General features: G+C 33.0%; 15 protein-coding genes. 11 read left to right on the forward strand and 4 right to left on the reverse strand.

Annotation, left to right across the window (positions count from 1 at the left end; all coding sequences use genetic code 11):
- The first annotated feature begins 18 nt into the window (after positions 1 to 18).
- The 9 genes from G9F70_RS08660 (at position 19) to G9F70_RS08700 (ending at position 10,365) form a co-directional block, all read left to right on the forward strand.
- Positions 19 to 831: a CheR family methyltransferase gene (locus G9F70_RS08660; RefSeq protein WP_164944894.1), complete on the forward strand. Its 813-nt coding sequence runs from the start codon at positions 19 to 21 to the stop codon at positions 829 to 831.
- 6 nt (positions 832 to 837) lie between these two features.
- A complete protein-coding gene (locus G9F70_RS08665; protein ID WP_164944893.1) occupies positions 838 to 1,875 on the forward strand; it encodes a chemotaxis response regulator protein-glutamate methylesterase in 1,038 nt (345 codons plus the stop codon).
- A gap of 22 nt (positions 1,876 to 1,897) precedes the next feature.
- Positions 1,898 to 3,049, forward strand: coding sequence for an ATP-binding protein (locus G9F70_RS08670; RefSeq protein WP_164944892.1), 1,152 nt, complete (start codon positions 1,898 to 1,900; stop codon positions 3,047 to 3,049).
- A 16-nt stretch (positions 3,050 to 3,065) separates the two neighbouring features.
- Positions 3,066 to 3,461, forward strand: a complete 396-nt coding sequence (locus tag G9F70_RS08675) for a response regulator (RefSeq protein WP_164944891.1) — start codon at positions 3,066 to 3,068, stop codon at positions 3,459 to 3,461.
- A gap of 170 nt (positions 3,462 to 3,631) precedes the next feature.
- Entirely contained in the window at positions 3,632 to 5,863 is a 2,232-nt protein-coding gene (locus G9F70_RS08680; RefSeq protein ID WP_164944890.1) for a flotillin family protein, read from the forward strand.
- Between the two features lie 193 nt (positions 5,864 to 6,056).
- On the forward strand, positions 6,057 to 6,533 hold the full coding sequence (locus tag G9F70_RS08685) for a complex I 24 kDa subunit family protein (protein ID WP_164944889.1): 477 nt from the start codon (positions 6,057 to 6,059) through the stop codon (positions 6,531 to 6,533).
- Between the two features lies 1 nt (position 6,534).
- Positions 6,535 to 8,409, forward strand: coding sequence for an NADH-quinone oxidoreductase subunit NuoF (gene nuoF / locus G9F70_RS08690; RefSeq protein ID WP_164944888.1), 1,875 nt, complete (start codon positions 6,535 to 6,537; stop codon positions 8,407 to 8,409).
- A gap of 4 nt (positions 8,410 to 8,413) precedes the next feature.
- Complete coding sequence (locus G9F70_RS08695; protein ID WP_164944887.1) at positions 8,414 to 10,102, forward strand: [FeFe] hydrogenase, group A; 1,689 nt, start codon at positions 8,414 to 8,416, stop codon at positions 10,100 to 10,102.
- A 5-nt stretch (positions 10,103 to 10,107) separates the two neighbouring features.
- On the forward strand, positions 10,108 to 10,365 hold the full coding sequence (locus G9F70_RS08700; RefSeq protein ID WP_187352978.1) for a (2Fe-2S) ferredoxin domain-containing protein: 258 nt from the start codon (positions 10,108 to 10,110) through the stop codon (positions 10,363 to 10,365).
- A 109-nt stretch (positions 10,366 to 10,474) separates the two neighbouring features.
- On the opposite strand, the gene G9F70_RS08705 is transcribed toward G9F70_RS08700, so the two are convergent.
- Together G9F70_RS08705 and G9F70_RS08710 are read right to left on the reverse strand one after the other, a co-directional pair.
- The gene (locus G9F70_RS08705) at positions 10,475 to 11,089 is read right to left on the reverse strand and encodes an NUDIX hydrolase (RefSeq protein WP_164944886.1); all 615 of its coding nucleotides are present in this window, start codon (positions 11,087 to 11,089) and stop codon (positions 10,475 to 10,477) included.
- A 34-nt stretch (positions 11,090 to 11,123) separates the two neighbouring features.
- Entirely contained in the window at positions 11,124 to 11,408 is a 285-nt protein-coding gene (locus G9F70_RS08710; RefSeq protein ID WP_124997774.1) for a hypothetical protein, read from the reverse strand.
- 207 nt (positions 11,409 to 11,615) lie between these two features.
- On the opposite strand from G9F70_RS08710, the gene G9F70_RS08715 reads away from it, so the two are divergent.
- Complete coding sequence (locus G9F70_RS08715; RefSeq protein WP_164944885.1) at positions 11,616 to 12,008, forward strand: hypothetical protein; 393 nt, start codon at positions 11,616 to 11,618, stop codon at positions 12,006 to 12,008.
- A 183-nt stretch (positions 12,009 to 12,191) separates the two neighbouring features.
- On the opposite strand, the gene G9F70_RS08720 is transcribed toward G9F70_RS08715, so the two are convergent.
- Both G9F70_RS08720 and G9F70_RS08725 read right to left on the reverse strand, forming a co-directional pair.
- The gene (locus G9F70_RS08720) at positions 12,192 to 12,425 is read right to left on the reverse strand and encodes a Spo0E family sporulation regulatory protein-aspartic acid phosphatase (RefSeq protein WP_164944884.1); all 234 of its coding nucleotides are present in this window, start codon (positions 12,423 to 12,425) and stop codon (positions 12,192 to 12,194) included.
- A 152-nt stretch (positions 12,426 to 12,577) separates the two neighbouring features.
- Entirely contained in the window at positions 12,578 to 12,910 is a 333-nt protein-coding gene (locus G9F70_RS08725; RefSeq protein ID WP_224617477.1) for a helix-turn-helix domain-containing protein, read from the reverse strand.
- 317 nt (positions 12,911 to 13,227) lie between these two features.
- On the opposite strand from G9F70_RS08725, the gene G9F70_RS08730 reads away from it, so the two are divergent.
- Positions 13,228 to 14,172 (forward strand): chitosanase, encoded by a 945-nt coding sequence (locus G9F70_RS08730; RefSeq protein WP_164944883.1) that lies wholly within the window; start codon positions 13,228 to 13,230, stop codon positions 14,170 to 14,172.
- Positions 14,173 to 14,359: the final 187 nt, after the last annotated feature.

Raw genomic sequence — 14,359 nt, forward strand, 5'->3', positions numbered from 1 at the left:
AAAAATAAAGGTGAAGATATGATAAATTTAAAAGATAGCGAATTTAGGGAACTTACGGCATATATGAAATCAAACTACGGAATAAACCTTACAGAAAAGAAACTACTTATTGAGGGTCGCCTTAGTAATATGATTACAGAGAGAGGTTTTAGTAGTTTTTCTGACTACCTAAAATTTGTTTTTAAAGATTCTTCAGGGAATGAAATTAGCACCCTTATAAATAAGCTTACAACTAATCATACTTTTTTTATGAGAGAAGCAGATCACTTTGAATACTTTAGGGATACTGTACTCCCTTACTTAGAAACAAACTCTAAAACTAAAGATTTAAGGATTTGGAGTGCGGGCTGTTCTAGCGGGGAGGAACCCTATACCCTAGCCATGATAATCGCGGATTACTTTGGAGATCAGAAGTTTATGTGGAATACAAAGATACTGGCAACAGACATATCGCAAAAAGTATTAGAAACAGCCGAAAATGGAATTTATTCGCAGGAAGCCATGAATACGATACCAAAATATTGGGGACTAAGATATTTTAACACAATAGCAGATAAAAACTATAAAATTTGTGAGGAAATAAGAAATGAAATAATATATAGGAATTTTAATTTAATGGCTGAAATCTTTCCTTTTAAAAAAAAGTTTCATGTTATATTTTGCAGGAATGTGATGATATATTTTGAGCCAAAAACAAAGATGGAGTTAATTAATAAATTTTACGAAATGACTGAACCTGGCGGATATCTTTTTATAGGACATTCTGAGTCAGTAAATAAGAATGAGACTAATTATAAATATATTATGCCTGCCGTTTATAGGAAAGGATAGAGGAACATGAATGTGGTGAAAAAGGTAAGAGTGCTTGTTGTTGATGATTCTTTACTTTTTAGAGAAACAATTGCAAGGGGGCTTTCAGCAGATCGTGGCATAGAGGTAGTGGGGACTGCTAGAGATGCCTTTGAAGCAAGAGATAAAATAATAGAGCTTGAGCCGGATGTTATGACTTTAGACGTGGAGATGCCGAAGATGAATGGTATTGAATTTTTAAAAAGACTGATACCTCAATATCCTATACCGGTGGTTGTGGTAAGTGCAATAAGTGATAATGTTTTCGACGCTTTAAATGCTGGGGCTGTAGATTTTGTTACAAAAATGAACTCAGTAACAGGCACGAGCAAGGAAATTTTTATAAATGAATTAATTATAAAAGTAAAAATTGCATCTATGGCGAAGATTGGACATATTAAAAAGGAAATTTCAAATGAGAGGAATATAAATAGAATTAGCTCGAGAAGTATCAATACTATAATTGCTATTGGTGCATCTACAGGGGGAACGCAAGCTATTATTGAAGTGGTTAAAGACTTTCCACAGGATATGCCCGGTATCATAATAACTCAACATATGCCTGCTGTATTTACAAAAATGTATGCTGATAGGTTAAATAATCTCTGCAATATGGAAGTTAAGGAAGCTGAAACCGGGGATATAGTCCTTCCAGGAAAAATTCTTATTGCTCCAGGAGAGCGACATATGGAATTAAGTAGGCGGGGGAATAATTATTTTGTAGAATGTTTCACTGGGGATAAAGTAAATGGGCATTGTCCTTCAGTGGACGTATTATTTAATTCAGTGGCAGAGAAAGCAGGGAGTTTAGCCATTGGAATTATTTTAACGGGAATGGGCTATGACGGAGCGAAAGGTCTTTTGAAAATGAAGCAAAAATGTGCATATACCATTGGACAGGATGAAAAATCTAGCGTGGTTTATGGTATGCCAAAAGTAGCCTATGATATTGGCGCCGTTACTAAACAAGCATCCTTGAAAAATATTCCACAGTTAATTTATTCTATACTGGAAGATAAAAAATAATGTGACAAAAGGGATGGGTATAATGATTATACAAGGTTTAAAAACTTTTGATGCTACAGCTGAAAGATTGGATATAGAAGCAATAAAAAAGCAGGCGCAAAACTTTAATGCTAATGATCCTTATCTGAAAGCTTTAGACACTATGAATATTTTCATAGTCATAGTAAATTCTTATAGACAGATTGTATACGTAAACAAGACTTATTTAAACTTGTTAAATATTAAGGATATATCAGAAATTTTGGGGAAAAGATTAGGTGAAAGCTTAGGTTGTATTAATGCTTTTAAAAATGAGGGGGGCTGCGGAACTTCATCTGCTTGTCAAGATTGTACTGGGCGTAATATAATTTTAAAGTCAATTAGTTTAAATCAGGAATTAGAAGATGAAGTTTCTATAATTAGAAAAATAGACGGGTTTGATGTATCAGTTAACTCATTTGCAAAGGTTGCACCTCTAGAAATAAATAAGGAAATTTTCTATTTGGCTTCCTTTGTTGATGCCACAGATTCTGTTAAAAAAAGAGCTATGGAAAGAATGTTTTTTCATGATGTAATAAATACCGCAGGCGCTTTAAAAGGGATACTTAATTTATTAAAAACTGAAGTTCCTCCCATATATGAGAATGAAGTTGCGCAGGTTGAGGGGCTATTTGAAGGACTTATAGATGAAATACAATCTCAAAAGCAAATCCTAGCTGCTGAAAATAATGAGCTTTTTACAGAACTTGATGAATTTAACTCTAAAGAAGTATTAAGGACATTAAAAAAGCTTTATAAGGGTTATAGTGATTCTCTAAATAAGACAATAAAAATAGATGAAGACTCTATAAGTGTAGATTTAAAAAATGACATTACTTTACTAAAGAGAGTAGTAGGGAATATGCTTAAAAATGCACTTGAAGCTGCAATGGATAATGGAGTTGTTACTATGGGTTGCAGTATGGCTCCAAATGAATATGTGCAATATTGGGTAAGGAATCCTAGCTATATTAGGGCAGACGTACAAAATAGCATTTTTAAGAGGGCTTTTTCTACAAAAGGAAAAGATAGGGGCCTCGGTACCTATAGCATGAAGCTTTTAGGTGAGAAATACCTAAAGGGTTCTGTTGGATTTACTTCAAGCAAAGCTTACGGTACTTGTTTTTATATTAATATCCCGAAAGTTAAATTTTAACAAAGAGGTGTTATAGATGAGAATATTAATAGCAGAGGATGACTTTGCAAGCAGATTATTTATGAGCAAGTTTCTTTCTAAATATGGAGAATGTGACGTTGTTGTAGATGGTATAGAGGCTATTGATGCCTACTTAAATTCAATGAAAGAGGGAAATAGCTATGATTTAATTTGCATTGACATTATGATGCCAAGACTTGATGGAATGAAGGTACTTAAATCCATTAGAGACATTGAAAAACAAAAGGGTATTGAAACAGAAAAAAAAGTAAAGATAATTATGACCACAGCACTAAATGATAAGGAAACAGTACTAAAGGCCTATGATTCTGGTTGTGAGGCTTACGCTTGGAAACCGATTGAAATAGAAAAATTTATTATTGTTATGAGAGACTTAGGCCTAATAGTATAGGGAAAATAGTATTACTGCTCTGTGACTTGAAGAGATTTTGGGATATATAACATAACTTCGAGAAAAAATATACACAACTATAAGTTCTAGTAGTACAATTTTTGTGATATAATTTATTTGTGACAGTATTTATAAAACAAAACATAAATTGTAATGGGGAGGGAAAAGTTATGGAGTCGTACACGTTTTTAATTATACCAGGCATAGTGTTAGTATCAATATTCTTAATTGCTTATGGCATAGGGTTTACAAGCATAGGAACAGATGAAGTAGGTATTGTGGAGAAGTGGTGGAGTATGAGTGGTTCAGTGCCTTCAGACGGGTTAATAGCACTTAAAGGAGAAGCAGGTTATCAACCAGAAGTACTAAGGGCTGGTGTTCACTTTAAAACGCCCTTTAAGTACAAGGTTAAAAAGGTAAGGCTGGTAACTATACCACAAGGTCAAATAGCTTATGTATTTTCAAGGTCAGGAGAAAGCTTAGGAGATGGTCAAACACTAGGTAAGGTCATACCAGAATGTAAATCATTCCAAGATGTTGTAGCATTTTTAAAGAATGATGGGCAAAAGGGACCACAGAGACAGATTCTTCGTGAGGGTACGTATGCATTTAACTTAGCACAATTTATTATAATCACGAAAGACAAGGTACATTCAATATTTACTTCAAAGGATGAGACAACACAAATAGAAACAATGAGAAGTGATTTATCTAGAGTAGCTGGATTTAGTCCTGTGCTTATATCAAGTTCAAAAGCCCCTGAGCAAATTACCCAGCAGAACGATGGTAGTGAAATGCCAGTTGCTTATAATAAAGTAGGTAACAATTCAGGTAGTCGCGATACTATAGGTATTGTAACTATTAATGAGGGACCAACACCTGACAATGGAGCAATTATAGCACCTATTGTTGGTGATGGTATAAATAATGAGTTTTATCATAATAATTTCCAAGAACCAGAAAAGTTCTTAGCTGCAAATGGTAGAAAAGGTAAGCAGATGCAAGTACTTACGGATGGAGTTTACTTCATTAATAGAATGTTTGCAAGTGTGGATATAGTACCTAAAAGTATAATAGATATCGGTTATGTAGGAGTTGTGGTAAGTTATTTTGGTGATAAAGGTGAAGATGTTTCAGGTACAGGGTACTCTCATGGAGAACTTGTAGAACAAGGTAAAAAGGGTATTTGGAGAGATTCCATGATGCCAGGAAAGTATGCATTTAATACTTATGCTGGTAAAGTTATGCCAGTTCCTACTACTAATGTAATATTAAAATGGATTACTGGTCAAAGTGGGGTACACAAGTTAGATGACAATTTAAAAGAAATTAGTTTAATAACTAAAGATGCTTTTGAGCCAAATCTACCTTTAACAGTAGTATTTAATATTGATTATAGAAAAGCTTCATCAGTTATACAAAGGTTTGGGGATATTAAAATGCTAATTGAGCAATCCCTTGACCCAATGATAGCTGGTTACTTTAAGAATATTGGGCAAACGAAAACCCTTATTGAACTAGTTCAAGACAGAAGTCAGATTCAACAACAAGCGGCAGATGAAATGAAAGAAAAATTTAAACTTTATGATTTGGAGCTACAAGAAGTACTAATTGGAACACCAGCTGCTTCATCTAGTGATACAAGAATTGATAAAATTCTTGCTCAGCTTAGAGATAGGCAAGTGGCTATGGAAGAGATTAAGACTAATGAAGCTAAGCAAAAATCTGCTGAAAAGCAAAGAGAATTAAATGAAGCTCAAGCAAAAGCAATGGCGCAATCAGCACTTACTCAATCAAGTATTGATATAGAGGTAGCTGATAATAAAGGTAAATCAGAATTAAGACTTGCAGAACAGTTAGCCTTCAAAACTCAGAAACTTGCTGAAGCAGACAAGTATAAGAGAACTCAAGAAGCAGATGCCGAAAGATACACTAGAGAAGCGCAAGCTGCAGCACAAGCGAAAACTATAGAATTAACAGCTACGGCAAATGCTAAGCAAGTAGAATTACAAGCAAGTGCAGAAGCATTCAAACTTGAAAAAGTAGGTAATGCAACAGCACTAAATATTAAAGCAGTTGCAGATGCTACAGCTGAGCAAGAAACAAAGGTAGGTATTGCAAAGGGAGCAGCAGCAAGGGCTTTAGTTGATGCATATGGCGGCCCAGAGTTGCAAGTACAACAAAGTGTCATGATAGCATTTGCAGAGGCATTAAAGATAAGCAAGTCTCCACTTGTACCACAAACTGTAATAATGGGTGGTACTGATGGAAAAACACCTAACGCAATGGAAGGAATAATGAGTATGGTGCTTGCAAATATGGCAAGTGAAAAAAATTCAATAGTATCAAAGCCTATAGAAAATATAATTGTTAAAGAGGTAATAAAGCCAGAAAGTGATTAATATAAAGAAAAAAAACGGCAGAATATTATTCTGCTGGTTTTTTTTATGTCACTTGCCATGTGGGTGGCAGAGCTTTCTACAAGTTTTTATTCAAAAGTTACATAAGTGTGAATTTTATTATTGCAATATTCCAAAGATTATTATAATATATAATTATGAGAATAAATTAACAATATTTACAGGGGGAATTATAATGAATAAAACCTTTGATTATAGTAAGTTGGATAGCATATTAAGTAATCATGAATTTAAATATTGCAATATTATTGCAATATTACAGGATACTCAAGAAATCTATAGGTATTTACCTAAGGAAATATTTGCATATCTGTCAGAAAAGCTTGGAATGAGCAGAGCTAAAATCTATAGTGTAGCAACTTTTTATGACAACTTTTCTTTAGAACCTAAAGGTAAGTATGTTATAAAAATATGTGACGGGACAGCCTGTCATGTAAGGAAGTCTATTCCTATATTAAATAAGCTAAGGGATGAATTAGGGCTTTCTGAGTCTAAGATTACAACGGATGATTTAGTGTTTACTGTAGAAACAGTATCATGTCTAGGTGCCTGTGGGCTTGCACCGGTTATAACAGTTAATGAAAAGGTACATGGTGCTATGACTCCAGAAAAAGCAAAATTGCTTTTAAACACACTTAAGGAGGAGAAATAATATGCTTCTTAACAGAAATGATTTAATTAATATTAGAAATGAGTATAAGGGTAGTCTTGATATGCAAAAGAAAAAAATTCTTATATGTGCTGGTACTGGATGTATTGCAGGTGGTGCCTTGGATATTTATGATGAACTTGTTAGGCTAATGGAAGAGAAGGGAATAAATTGTGCAATAAGTCTTGAAAAAGAACCACATGATGAATCAGTTGGAATCAAAAAAAGTGGATGTCATGGATTTTGCGAAATGGGTCCTCTTGTAAGAATTGAGCCTTGGGGATATTTATATATAAAAGTAAAACCTGAAGATTGCGCGGATATCATAGAAAAAACTATACTTAATAATGAATGTGTGGAGAGACTTGCATATACGAAAGACGGGAAAATACATAAAAAACAAGAGGAAATACCTTTTTATAAAAAACAAACTAGAATTGCTCTTGAACATTGTGGACATATTGATGCTACTTCCATAGAAGAATATTTTGCACTAGGTGGATATAGCGCAGTGGAAAAAGCATTATTCGATATGAATTCTGAGGATATTATTAAGCAAATCGAGGAGTCAAATTTAAGAGGACGTGGAGGCGGTGGTTTCCCTGCAGGGCGTAAGTGGTCTCAGGTAAAACTTCAAAAGGAACCTACAAAATATATTGTGTGCAATGGTGACGAAGGTGATCCAGGAGCATTCATGGACAGAAGTGTAATGGAGGGAGACCCTCATAGAGTACTTGAAGGAATGATTATTGCAGCAGTTGCTTGTGGTGCGCAGGAAGGATATATATATGTGAGAGCCGAGTATCCTCTGGCTGTAAATAGGCTTAAAAATGCTATTAGCCAGGCGAGAAGTTATGGAATTTTAGGTGATAATATTCTTGGAACAAGCTTTAGCTTTGATATTAAAATCAACAGAGGAGCAGGTGCCTTTGTATGTGGTGAGGGAAGCGCTCTTACAGCTTCGATTGAAGGCAAGAGAGGTATGCCAAGAGTAAAACCACCAAGAACAGTTGAACAAGGACTTTTTGGCAAGCCAACAGTACTTAATAATGTTGAAACCTTTGCTAATGTGCCTTCTATCATTACTAGAGGGGATCAGTGGTATAAAACTATTGGAACGGAGAAGAGTCCAGGAACAAAAGCCTTTGCATTAACAGGTAATATTGAAAATACGGGACTTATTGAGGTGCCAATGGGTACGACTTTAAGAGAAATAATATTCGATATAGGTGGAGGAATCAAAAATGGCAAAAAGTTTAAGGCCGTACAAATAGGAGGTCCATCTGGTGGATGTCTTATTAGCACAAATCTTGATTTGCCACTAGATTTTGATTCGTTAAAAAAAGTAGGCGCAATGATAGGCTCTGGTGGTCTTGTGGTTATGGATGAAGATACCTGTATGGTTGAGGTTGCAAAATTTTTTATGAATTTTACACAAAATGAATCTTGTGGTAAGTGTGTTCCCTGTCGCGAGGGTACTAAAAGAATGCTAGAAATTCTTGAAAGAATCGTCTCAGGTAAGGGAGTGCTCTCCGATATAGACTTGTTACTAGAACTTGCGGATACTATAACAGCAACAGCGCTATGTGGCCTTGGAAAAACAGCTGCATTACCAGTTGTTAGTACTATTAAAAATTTCCGTGATGAGTATGAAATGCATATAATTCAAAAGAAATGTCCTTCAAAAACCTGTGTTAAGCTTAAAACAATATTTATTGAGGCTGAACTTTGCAAAGGTTGCTCAAAGTGTGCAAGAATTTGCCCAGTTAACGCAATTTCAGGCAAGATTAAAGAGCCTTTTAAAATTGATCAAAATAAGTGTATTAAGTGTGGTGCTTGTATTGAAGCCTGTTCATTTAAAGCTATAAAGGAGGATTAAGACAATGAATGGAGAGTTTATGATTATAGATGATATACCTGTAGAGATAAATGGAGAAAAAAATATTCTTGAATTAGTTAGAAAAGCTGGTATAGATTTACCTACTTTTTGTTATTATTCTGAGCTTTCAGTTTATGGTGCTTGCCGTATGTGTATGGTAGAAAACAAATGGGGAGATATGGAAGCATCATGCTCTACTCCTCCAAGAGCGGGTATGGAAATACACACTAATACTCCAAGACTTAGAAAATATAGAAAAATGAATCTTGAACTATTACTTTCAAATCATTGTAGAGATTGTACTACCTGTGAAAAAAATGGTCATTGTAAGCTTCAAGATTTATCACAACGCTTTGGAATTAAGCAAGTAAGATTTAATAATACTTCTGAAGAAAGACAAATAGACAATTCATCTGCATGTATTGTACGGGATAAAAGTAAGTGTATCTTATGTGGTGATTGTGTTAGAGTTTGTGAAGAAGTACAAAATATCGGAGCTATTGATTTTGTTAAAAGAGGTTCGAAAATGACTGTAACTACTGCTTTTGATGAGCCTATAGCAGATTCCAATTGTGTTGGCTGCGGTCAGTGTGCGGCAGTCTGTCCTACAGGGGCTATTGTAGTGAAAAATGATACAGCGAGACTTTGGGAAGACATTAGTGATAAGGATACAAAGGTTGTAGTTCAGATTGCTCCTGCAGTACGAGTGGGAATTAGCCAGGAACTGGGACAAAAAGATGGAGAAAACGTAATGGGCAAAATAGTAAGTGCTCTTAGGAAAATGGGCTTTGATGAGGTATTTGATACTTCCACAGGAGCGGATCTTACAGTACTCGAGGAAACCACAGAGTTTCTTTCAAGACTTGAAAAAAATGAGAAATTGCCACTATTTACATCTTGCTGCCCTGCTTGGGTAAGCTATGTAGAAAATACTTATCCAAGTTTAATGAAGAATGTTTCTACTTGTCGTTCACCTATGCAAATGTTTTCTTCAGTGCTAAAGGAACACTACAAACATTCTAATAAAAGAGTTGTATCTGTGGCAATTATGCCTTGTACAGCAAAAAAATCCGAAGCAAAAAGAGATGAGTTTACAGAGGATGGAGTTTCCAGTGTAGATTATGTAATAACTACACGAGAGCTTATCCAAATGATAAAAGAATCAGGAATTGTATTTTCAGAGGTAGAGCCTGAGGCAGTTGATATGCCATTTGGTGTTAGTAGTGGAGCTGGAGTTATATTTGGGGTAACAGGTGGGGTTACTGAGGCTGTAATACGTAGAGTTTTAGATGATAAATCAACTTCCACATTACGCGCTCTTGCTTTTAATGGCGTACGTGGTATGGCGGGAGTTAAAGAAACTAGTATCACTGTGGATAACCGTGTAATAAATATAGCAGTAGTAAGTGGACTTAAAAATGCTGATGAGCTTATAAAAAGAATCCAATCCGGTGCCGCTCATTATGATTTCATTGAGGTTATGGCATGTCCAGGCGGATGTATTTGTGGCGCAGGACAACCATTTGCAAAAGCTGAGGGCAAATTAAAACGTGGTGCTGGACTATATGAAGCAGATAGAATGAGTAGCATAAAGCGTTCAGAGGAAAATCCAGTAATGATGTCATTGTATCAGGGAATTCTAAAAGGTAAGGTTCACAAGCTGTTACATGTAGATTATAAAGGGAAGGAGTGATTTTTGTGATAGATCTAAGTGTTTGTGTAGGTAGCGCATGCCATATTAAAGGATCTTACAATGTTATTAATAACTTTCAGCAAATTATTGAAGAATATAACCTGGCAGACAAGGTACAACTAAAAGCAATTTTCTGCTTAGGTCATTGTACAAAGGGAGTATCTGTAAAAATAGATGACGGTGAAGTTTATAGTGTTTCAGGAGCTACTTCTAGAAAGTTTTTTGAAACAGAGATATTACCAAAATTAATAATAAAAAGATGATTTAATAGAAGAAAAAAAGACTATCAGAACAAATTAATATTCTGATAGTCTTTTTTTCTTCTATTTAGGAATGTGAAGTTATAAATAATTTATAACCAGGGTATAACATCTAACCTATAAAGTTTTGTATGGCAAGAAGTGCTTTAATATCTATTTTTTCCTTGGAAGTAATCAGATTTTTAGCTTCTGGCTTTGATAATAGCAAAACCTCAATATCCTCATCTGGTTCTAAATAATCTTTTGATATTTCGCCAATGCAAGTGCAATAAACTAATGCTGCAGATTCATCTGTCATACCCGTTGATATGTATGCCTTAGATTTGGTCTTATTATAATCAATTTGAATTAAATCAAGTCCCGTTTCTTCTTTTAGTTCACGCTTAACTGTAGTTTCAAAGTCCTCACCCGGATCTATAAGTCCAGCAGGGATTTCATAAACATAATCATTAAGAGGAATTCTAAATTGCTTTATAACCACTAATTTATCTTCAGTGGCATGAGTAGCTTTATCCACGTATGTAGCTTTATCTACATAAGTAGCTACTATTATAACAGCATCAATATTGTCTTCTGTTGCATTAAAATAATTGTTTTTTAATGTATCTAAATCTTTTCTAGAAGCAATGGTCCAATTTCTAGGTTTCCCGTTTTTATTGATATACTCTGCATTATAAAGTTTTAAATACTTTGTATCTGCTAGTGTTGTAATATCTGTTATTGCCATTACATCATCTCCAACCCTACTTCAGTTTATTTAGTTATTCAAAATCTTCTGGTTTTAAATTATTTACATAACCTAAAACTACATCTAGTGAATTAGAGGAGTACATTGCATCTGTACCACCTTTATGATAATAAACTGCAAAACGATCATTTTTAAAATAGAAGATGTGATAACTTCTAGTGCCTACCTGTCTATGACCTAAGCAACTTTCATCATCTAAAATAAGCTCATTGAGTATTTTGTTTCCAACATTTATGTCTTTTATGACAGCTAAACTGAGAAAACGAGGTTCAAAAGTAAATTCTTTCATTGTGTTCATTTTAATTCCTCCTTTATACAATATATATATATTTAATAATATCACTTTGCAAGAGTAAAAACAAATATATACTAGCAATATTTGCAACAACTGGGTTTAAGTATTAATAGAAAATAGAATAAGAATTTGTTATAATGGTTATGAAATGTGAAATTGTGAAAAAACATATATAAATTAATATGGATACAGTTTTTGGAGGCGAAAAAAATGTTTTATTTTGTGAGAGACATAGAAGAAAATGTGATGAACATAAATTATTTGCAAGAGATTCCATTTCTGGAAGAGGCTATATATAATATGTCCTTAGAGAAATTGATAAAAGAGTATGAAAATATAAAAAAGTGGTTCATGATTAATAAAATGGCTAACCATTTTCAGCTTAAAGGTGTTGCTGGAGAAGAGTTGGATTTTTTTCTTATAGACAATATTCCTTATGATGATATGGACTATACTCATGATGTTCTGCATAATAGAATTAAACAAAAAATGGGATGCCAATTTGAAGAATATGAATTAAATTTGAAATTAAGATTAAGTAGGACATGCTCAAGAATTTTATTCAATATTAAGATTAGTTCTATTTTAAAAGATTGGACATAAAGTGTCTCCCACATGGCAAGTAAAAAACACCTCAGTAAAATTAGTTTATTTATAAACTAAAACAAACCACATATAAATATAATTTAAATCATTTATAAAAAAATGATTTAAAGCGCATAAATATAGTAATTTATTTTGAAATTATATAAAGTTAATAAGGACAAAGACAAAAAAGCATAATTGCTATATAGAAAAAGGCATATGTGTTAAAACTTCTATTTCATCTGTATATTTATTTTTTTTAAGTACCATATATTCAACTATAAGCATATCCAGCTTTCTGCTGACAATTAACTTCTCTATACTCATGTCATGTTCATCAAGGGTAGCGCACATTTCATTTAAAACGTCTCTCAATGTATCTATACAGGTTTTAAGTCTATCTTCAGCTAAAATTCTCATTATTTTTTCATCCATAAACAGCCTCCTAATATATACTGAAAAATTAGTATATAGTATTATCCATGATTTATTATATATTAAAAAAAGCAAATACATAATATGCTAGCAGCCTATAAATGGAGTTAGCATACTCTGTATTTGCCTTTAAAAAGGGTTATTTATACTTATTACCTTGCAAGGTGTGGTAATAATAACTTTATAAGACTTTCAATTATATTGACTTCCTTTTCTGAGCATTTATTAATTAATGAATGCAATACATTATTATTAGTATTTATGTGCGCTTGTTCAAAAAACAAATAGTCAATTGAAATGTGTAAACATTCTGAAATGTTTATCAATGTACTAACGCTCATTTTTCTTTCCCCTCTTTCAATTTGTCCCAAAAAATAGGGGGAAAGGTTTAAGAGCTCTGCTAATTTTTCTCTGGTCATATCAAATGTTTCTCGTTCCAGCCTTATTCGGTTTCCAATTTCTACGTAATTAATTTCATTATTCATATTACCCACCCTCTATAACCTTATATATTAATAACCCTATACAATTCTACATAAAAACCTTCAATATATAAATAAGCCCACTGCCTACAATTTCTATTTTACATGAGCAATATTTGAAAACAAAACCCAATTTTAATAAAGTAGATTGACCATTTTATTATGTTATGTGTAATTTTTGTTTTCTTATTCTTGTAGTTTACTCAATGCTTGCTTATGTAATACATTTAATTTTAAAAAAATAAAGTATGTAAAGTTTCTTTTAGTATATACGATATAGATAATGTAGGGAAATAATTTATAAAAAATGGGTGATAGTTATGGCATTATCTACAAATATAATTAATGATGCGTTATTAAATCAATATGGAGTGCAAATAAAAAATAATAATAAGATTTCTGATAAAAGTACAAAGAGTTTTGAGGATGAAAAAGCAATGCAAGAATTAGCCTTTCAAACAATGCTTATTCAAATAATGGGTAGCTCCGGCAATTCAATGATGGCAGAGATTATGTCTAGTGCACTATCAAAGCAAGATTCTTCTAATTTAGATGATTCATTAGGTACTATGAGTAATTTTAATTCAATTATGAGAGGTGCCACGCAGTCATTATTAAATTCTGATAGCAAAGTTGAAGAAAGTAAATTCAGCGGTTTAGGGAATATATCTGCTAAATATGAATCTAATGGTAACCCAGGTACAATAAGTAATACACCAGGAGATTATGGTGGAAAGTCTTATGGGGCCTTTCAGTTTTCTTCTAAAACAGGGTCTTTAGATTCTTTTGTAAACTCACTGAGTGAAAAAGATAATAAAATTTATTTAAAATTAGCAGGAGCAAAAGCTAAGGATGGTAACAGCTATGGTAAAAACTTCGATACCGCATGGATTAGTATTGCTTTATCTGATAAAGATAAATTTTTAAAGTTGCAGCAAAATTGTGTGAAAGGAGATTATTATAATACAGCAGCGCAAGCTTTAAAGTCAAAATATGGTTTTGATATAAATAAAAAAAGTGATGCATTAAAGGAAAGTTTATTCTCTACAGTAGTTCAGCATGGTGTAGGAGGAACTTTATCTGTGTTTTCAAAACTGAATTTAAATAATAGTGATGGTAATATCATAAATGATTTGTATAATGAACGCAAAAAGGTTGATGTTTATTTTAGAAGTAGTTCGGCGCAGGTAAGACAAAGTGTATACAATAGATTTACGCAAGAAAAGCAAGATATGCTTAATATGTTAAATGGAAAATCCGTTTAACGACATTTCAGAAAAATTGAAGTATAAAAGATTAAGAAAACCAGTAGAGTAAATATTCTACTGGTTTTTTTTAATTAATAAGAAATTATCCAATATAATAAAATGCAAAATTATATTCCGAATGATCATATGATATGTTAATATATACATAATAGTTTGAAAATTTGTATTTAATTGAATTTACAAT

Origin of the sequence: Clostridium sp. FP1 (genome assembly GCF_011065975.2) — a bacterium.
Lineage (GTDB): Bacteria > Bacillota > Clostridia > Clostridiales > Clostridiaceae > Clostridium_AD > Clostridium_AD tagluense.

Bases quoted from the DNA above. Each gene is read 5' to 3' on its own strand.
- G9F70_RS08660 (WP_164944894.1), top strand. From the start codon at position 19: ATGATAAATTTAAAAGATAGCGAATTTAGGGAACTTACGGCATATATG.
- G9F70_RS08665 (WP_164944893.1), top strand. From the start codon at position 838: ATGAATGTGGTGAAAAAGGTAAGAGTGCTTGTTGTTGATGATTCTTTA.
- G9F70_RS08670 (WP_164944892.1), top strand. From the start codon at position 1,898: ATGATTATACAAGGTTTAAAAACTTTTGATGCTACAGCTGAAAGATTG.
- G9F70_RS08675 (WP_164944891.1), top strand. From the start codon at position 3,066: ATGAGAATATTAATAGCAGAGGATGACTTTGCAAGCAGATTATTTATG.
- G9F70_RS08680 (WP_164944890.1), top strand. From the start codon at position 3,632: ATGGAGTCGTACACGTTTTTAATTATACCAGGCATAGTGTTAGTATCA.
- G9F70_RS08685 (WP_164944889.1), top strand. From the start codon at position 6,057: ATGAATAAAACCTTTGATTATAGTAAGTTGGATAGCATATTAAGTAAT.
- nuoF (WP_164944888.1), top strand. From the start codon at position 6,535: ATGCTTCTTAACAGAAATGATTTAATTAATATTAGAAATGAGTATAAG.
- G9F70_RS08695 (WP_164944887.1), top strand. From the start codon at position 8,414: ATGAATGGAGAGTTTATGATTATAGATGATATACCTGTAGAGATAAAT.
- G9F70_RS08705 (WP_164944886.1), bottom strand. From the start codon at position 11,089: ATGGCAATAACAGATATTACAACACTAGCAGATACAAAGTATTTAAAA.
- G9F70_RS08710 (WP_124997774.1), bottom strand. From the start codon at position 11,408: ATGAACACAATGAAAGAATTTACTTTTGAACCTCGTTTTCTCAGTTTA.
- G9F70_RS08715 (WP_164944885.1), top strand. From the start codon at position 11,616: ATGTTTTATTTTGTGAGAGACATAGAAGAAAATGTGATGAACATAAAT.
- G9F70_RS08720 (WP_164944884.1), bottom strand. From the start codon at position 12,425: ATGGATGAAAAAATAATGAGAATTTTAGCTGAAGATAGACTTAAAACC.
- G9F70_RS08725 (WP_224617477.1), bottom strand. From the start codon at position 12,910: ATGAATAATGAAATTAATTACGTAGAAATTGGAAACCGAATAAGGCTG.
- G9F70_RS08730 (WP_164944883.1), top strand. From the start codon at position 13,228: ATGGCATTATCTACAAATATAATTAATGATGCGTTATTAAATCAATAT.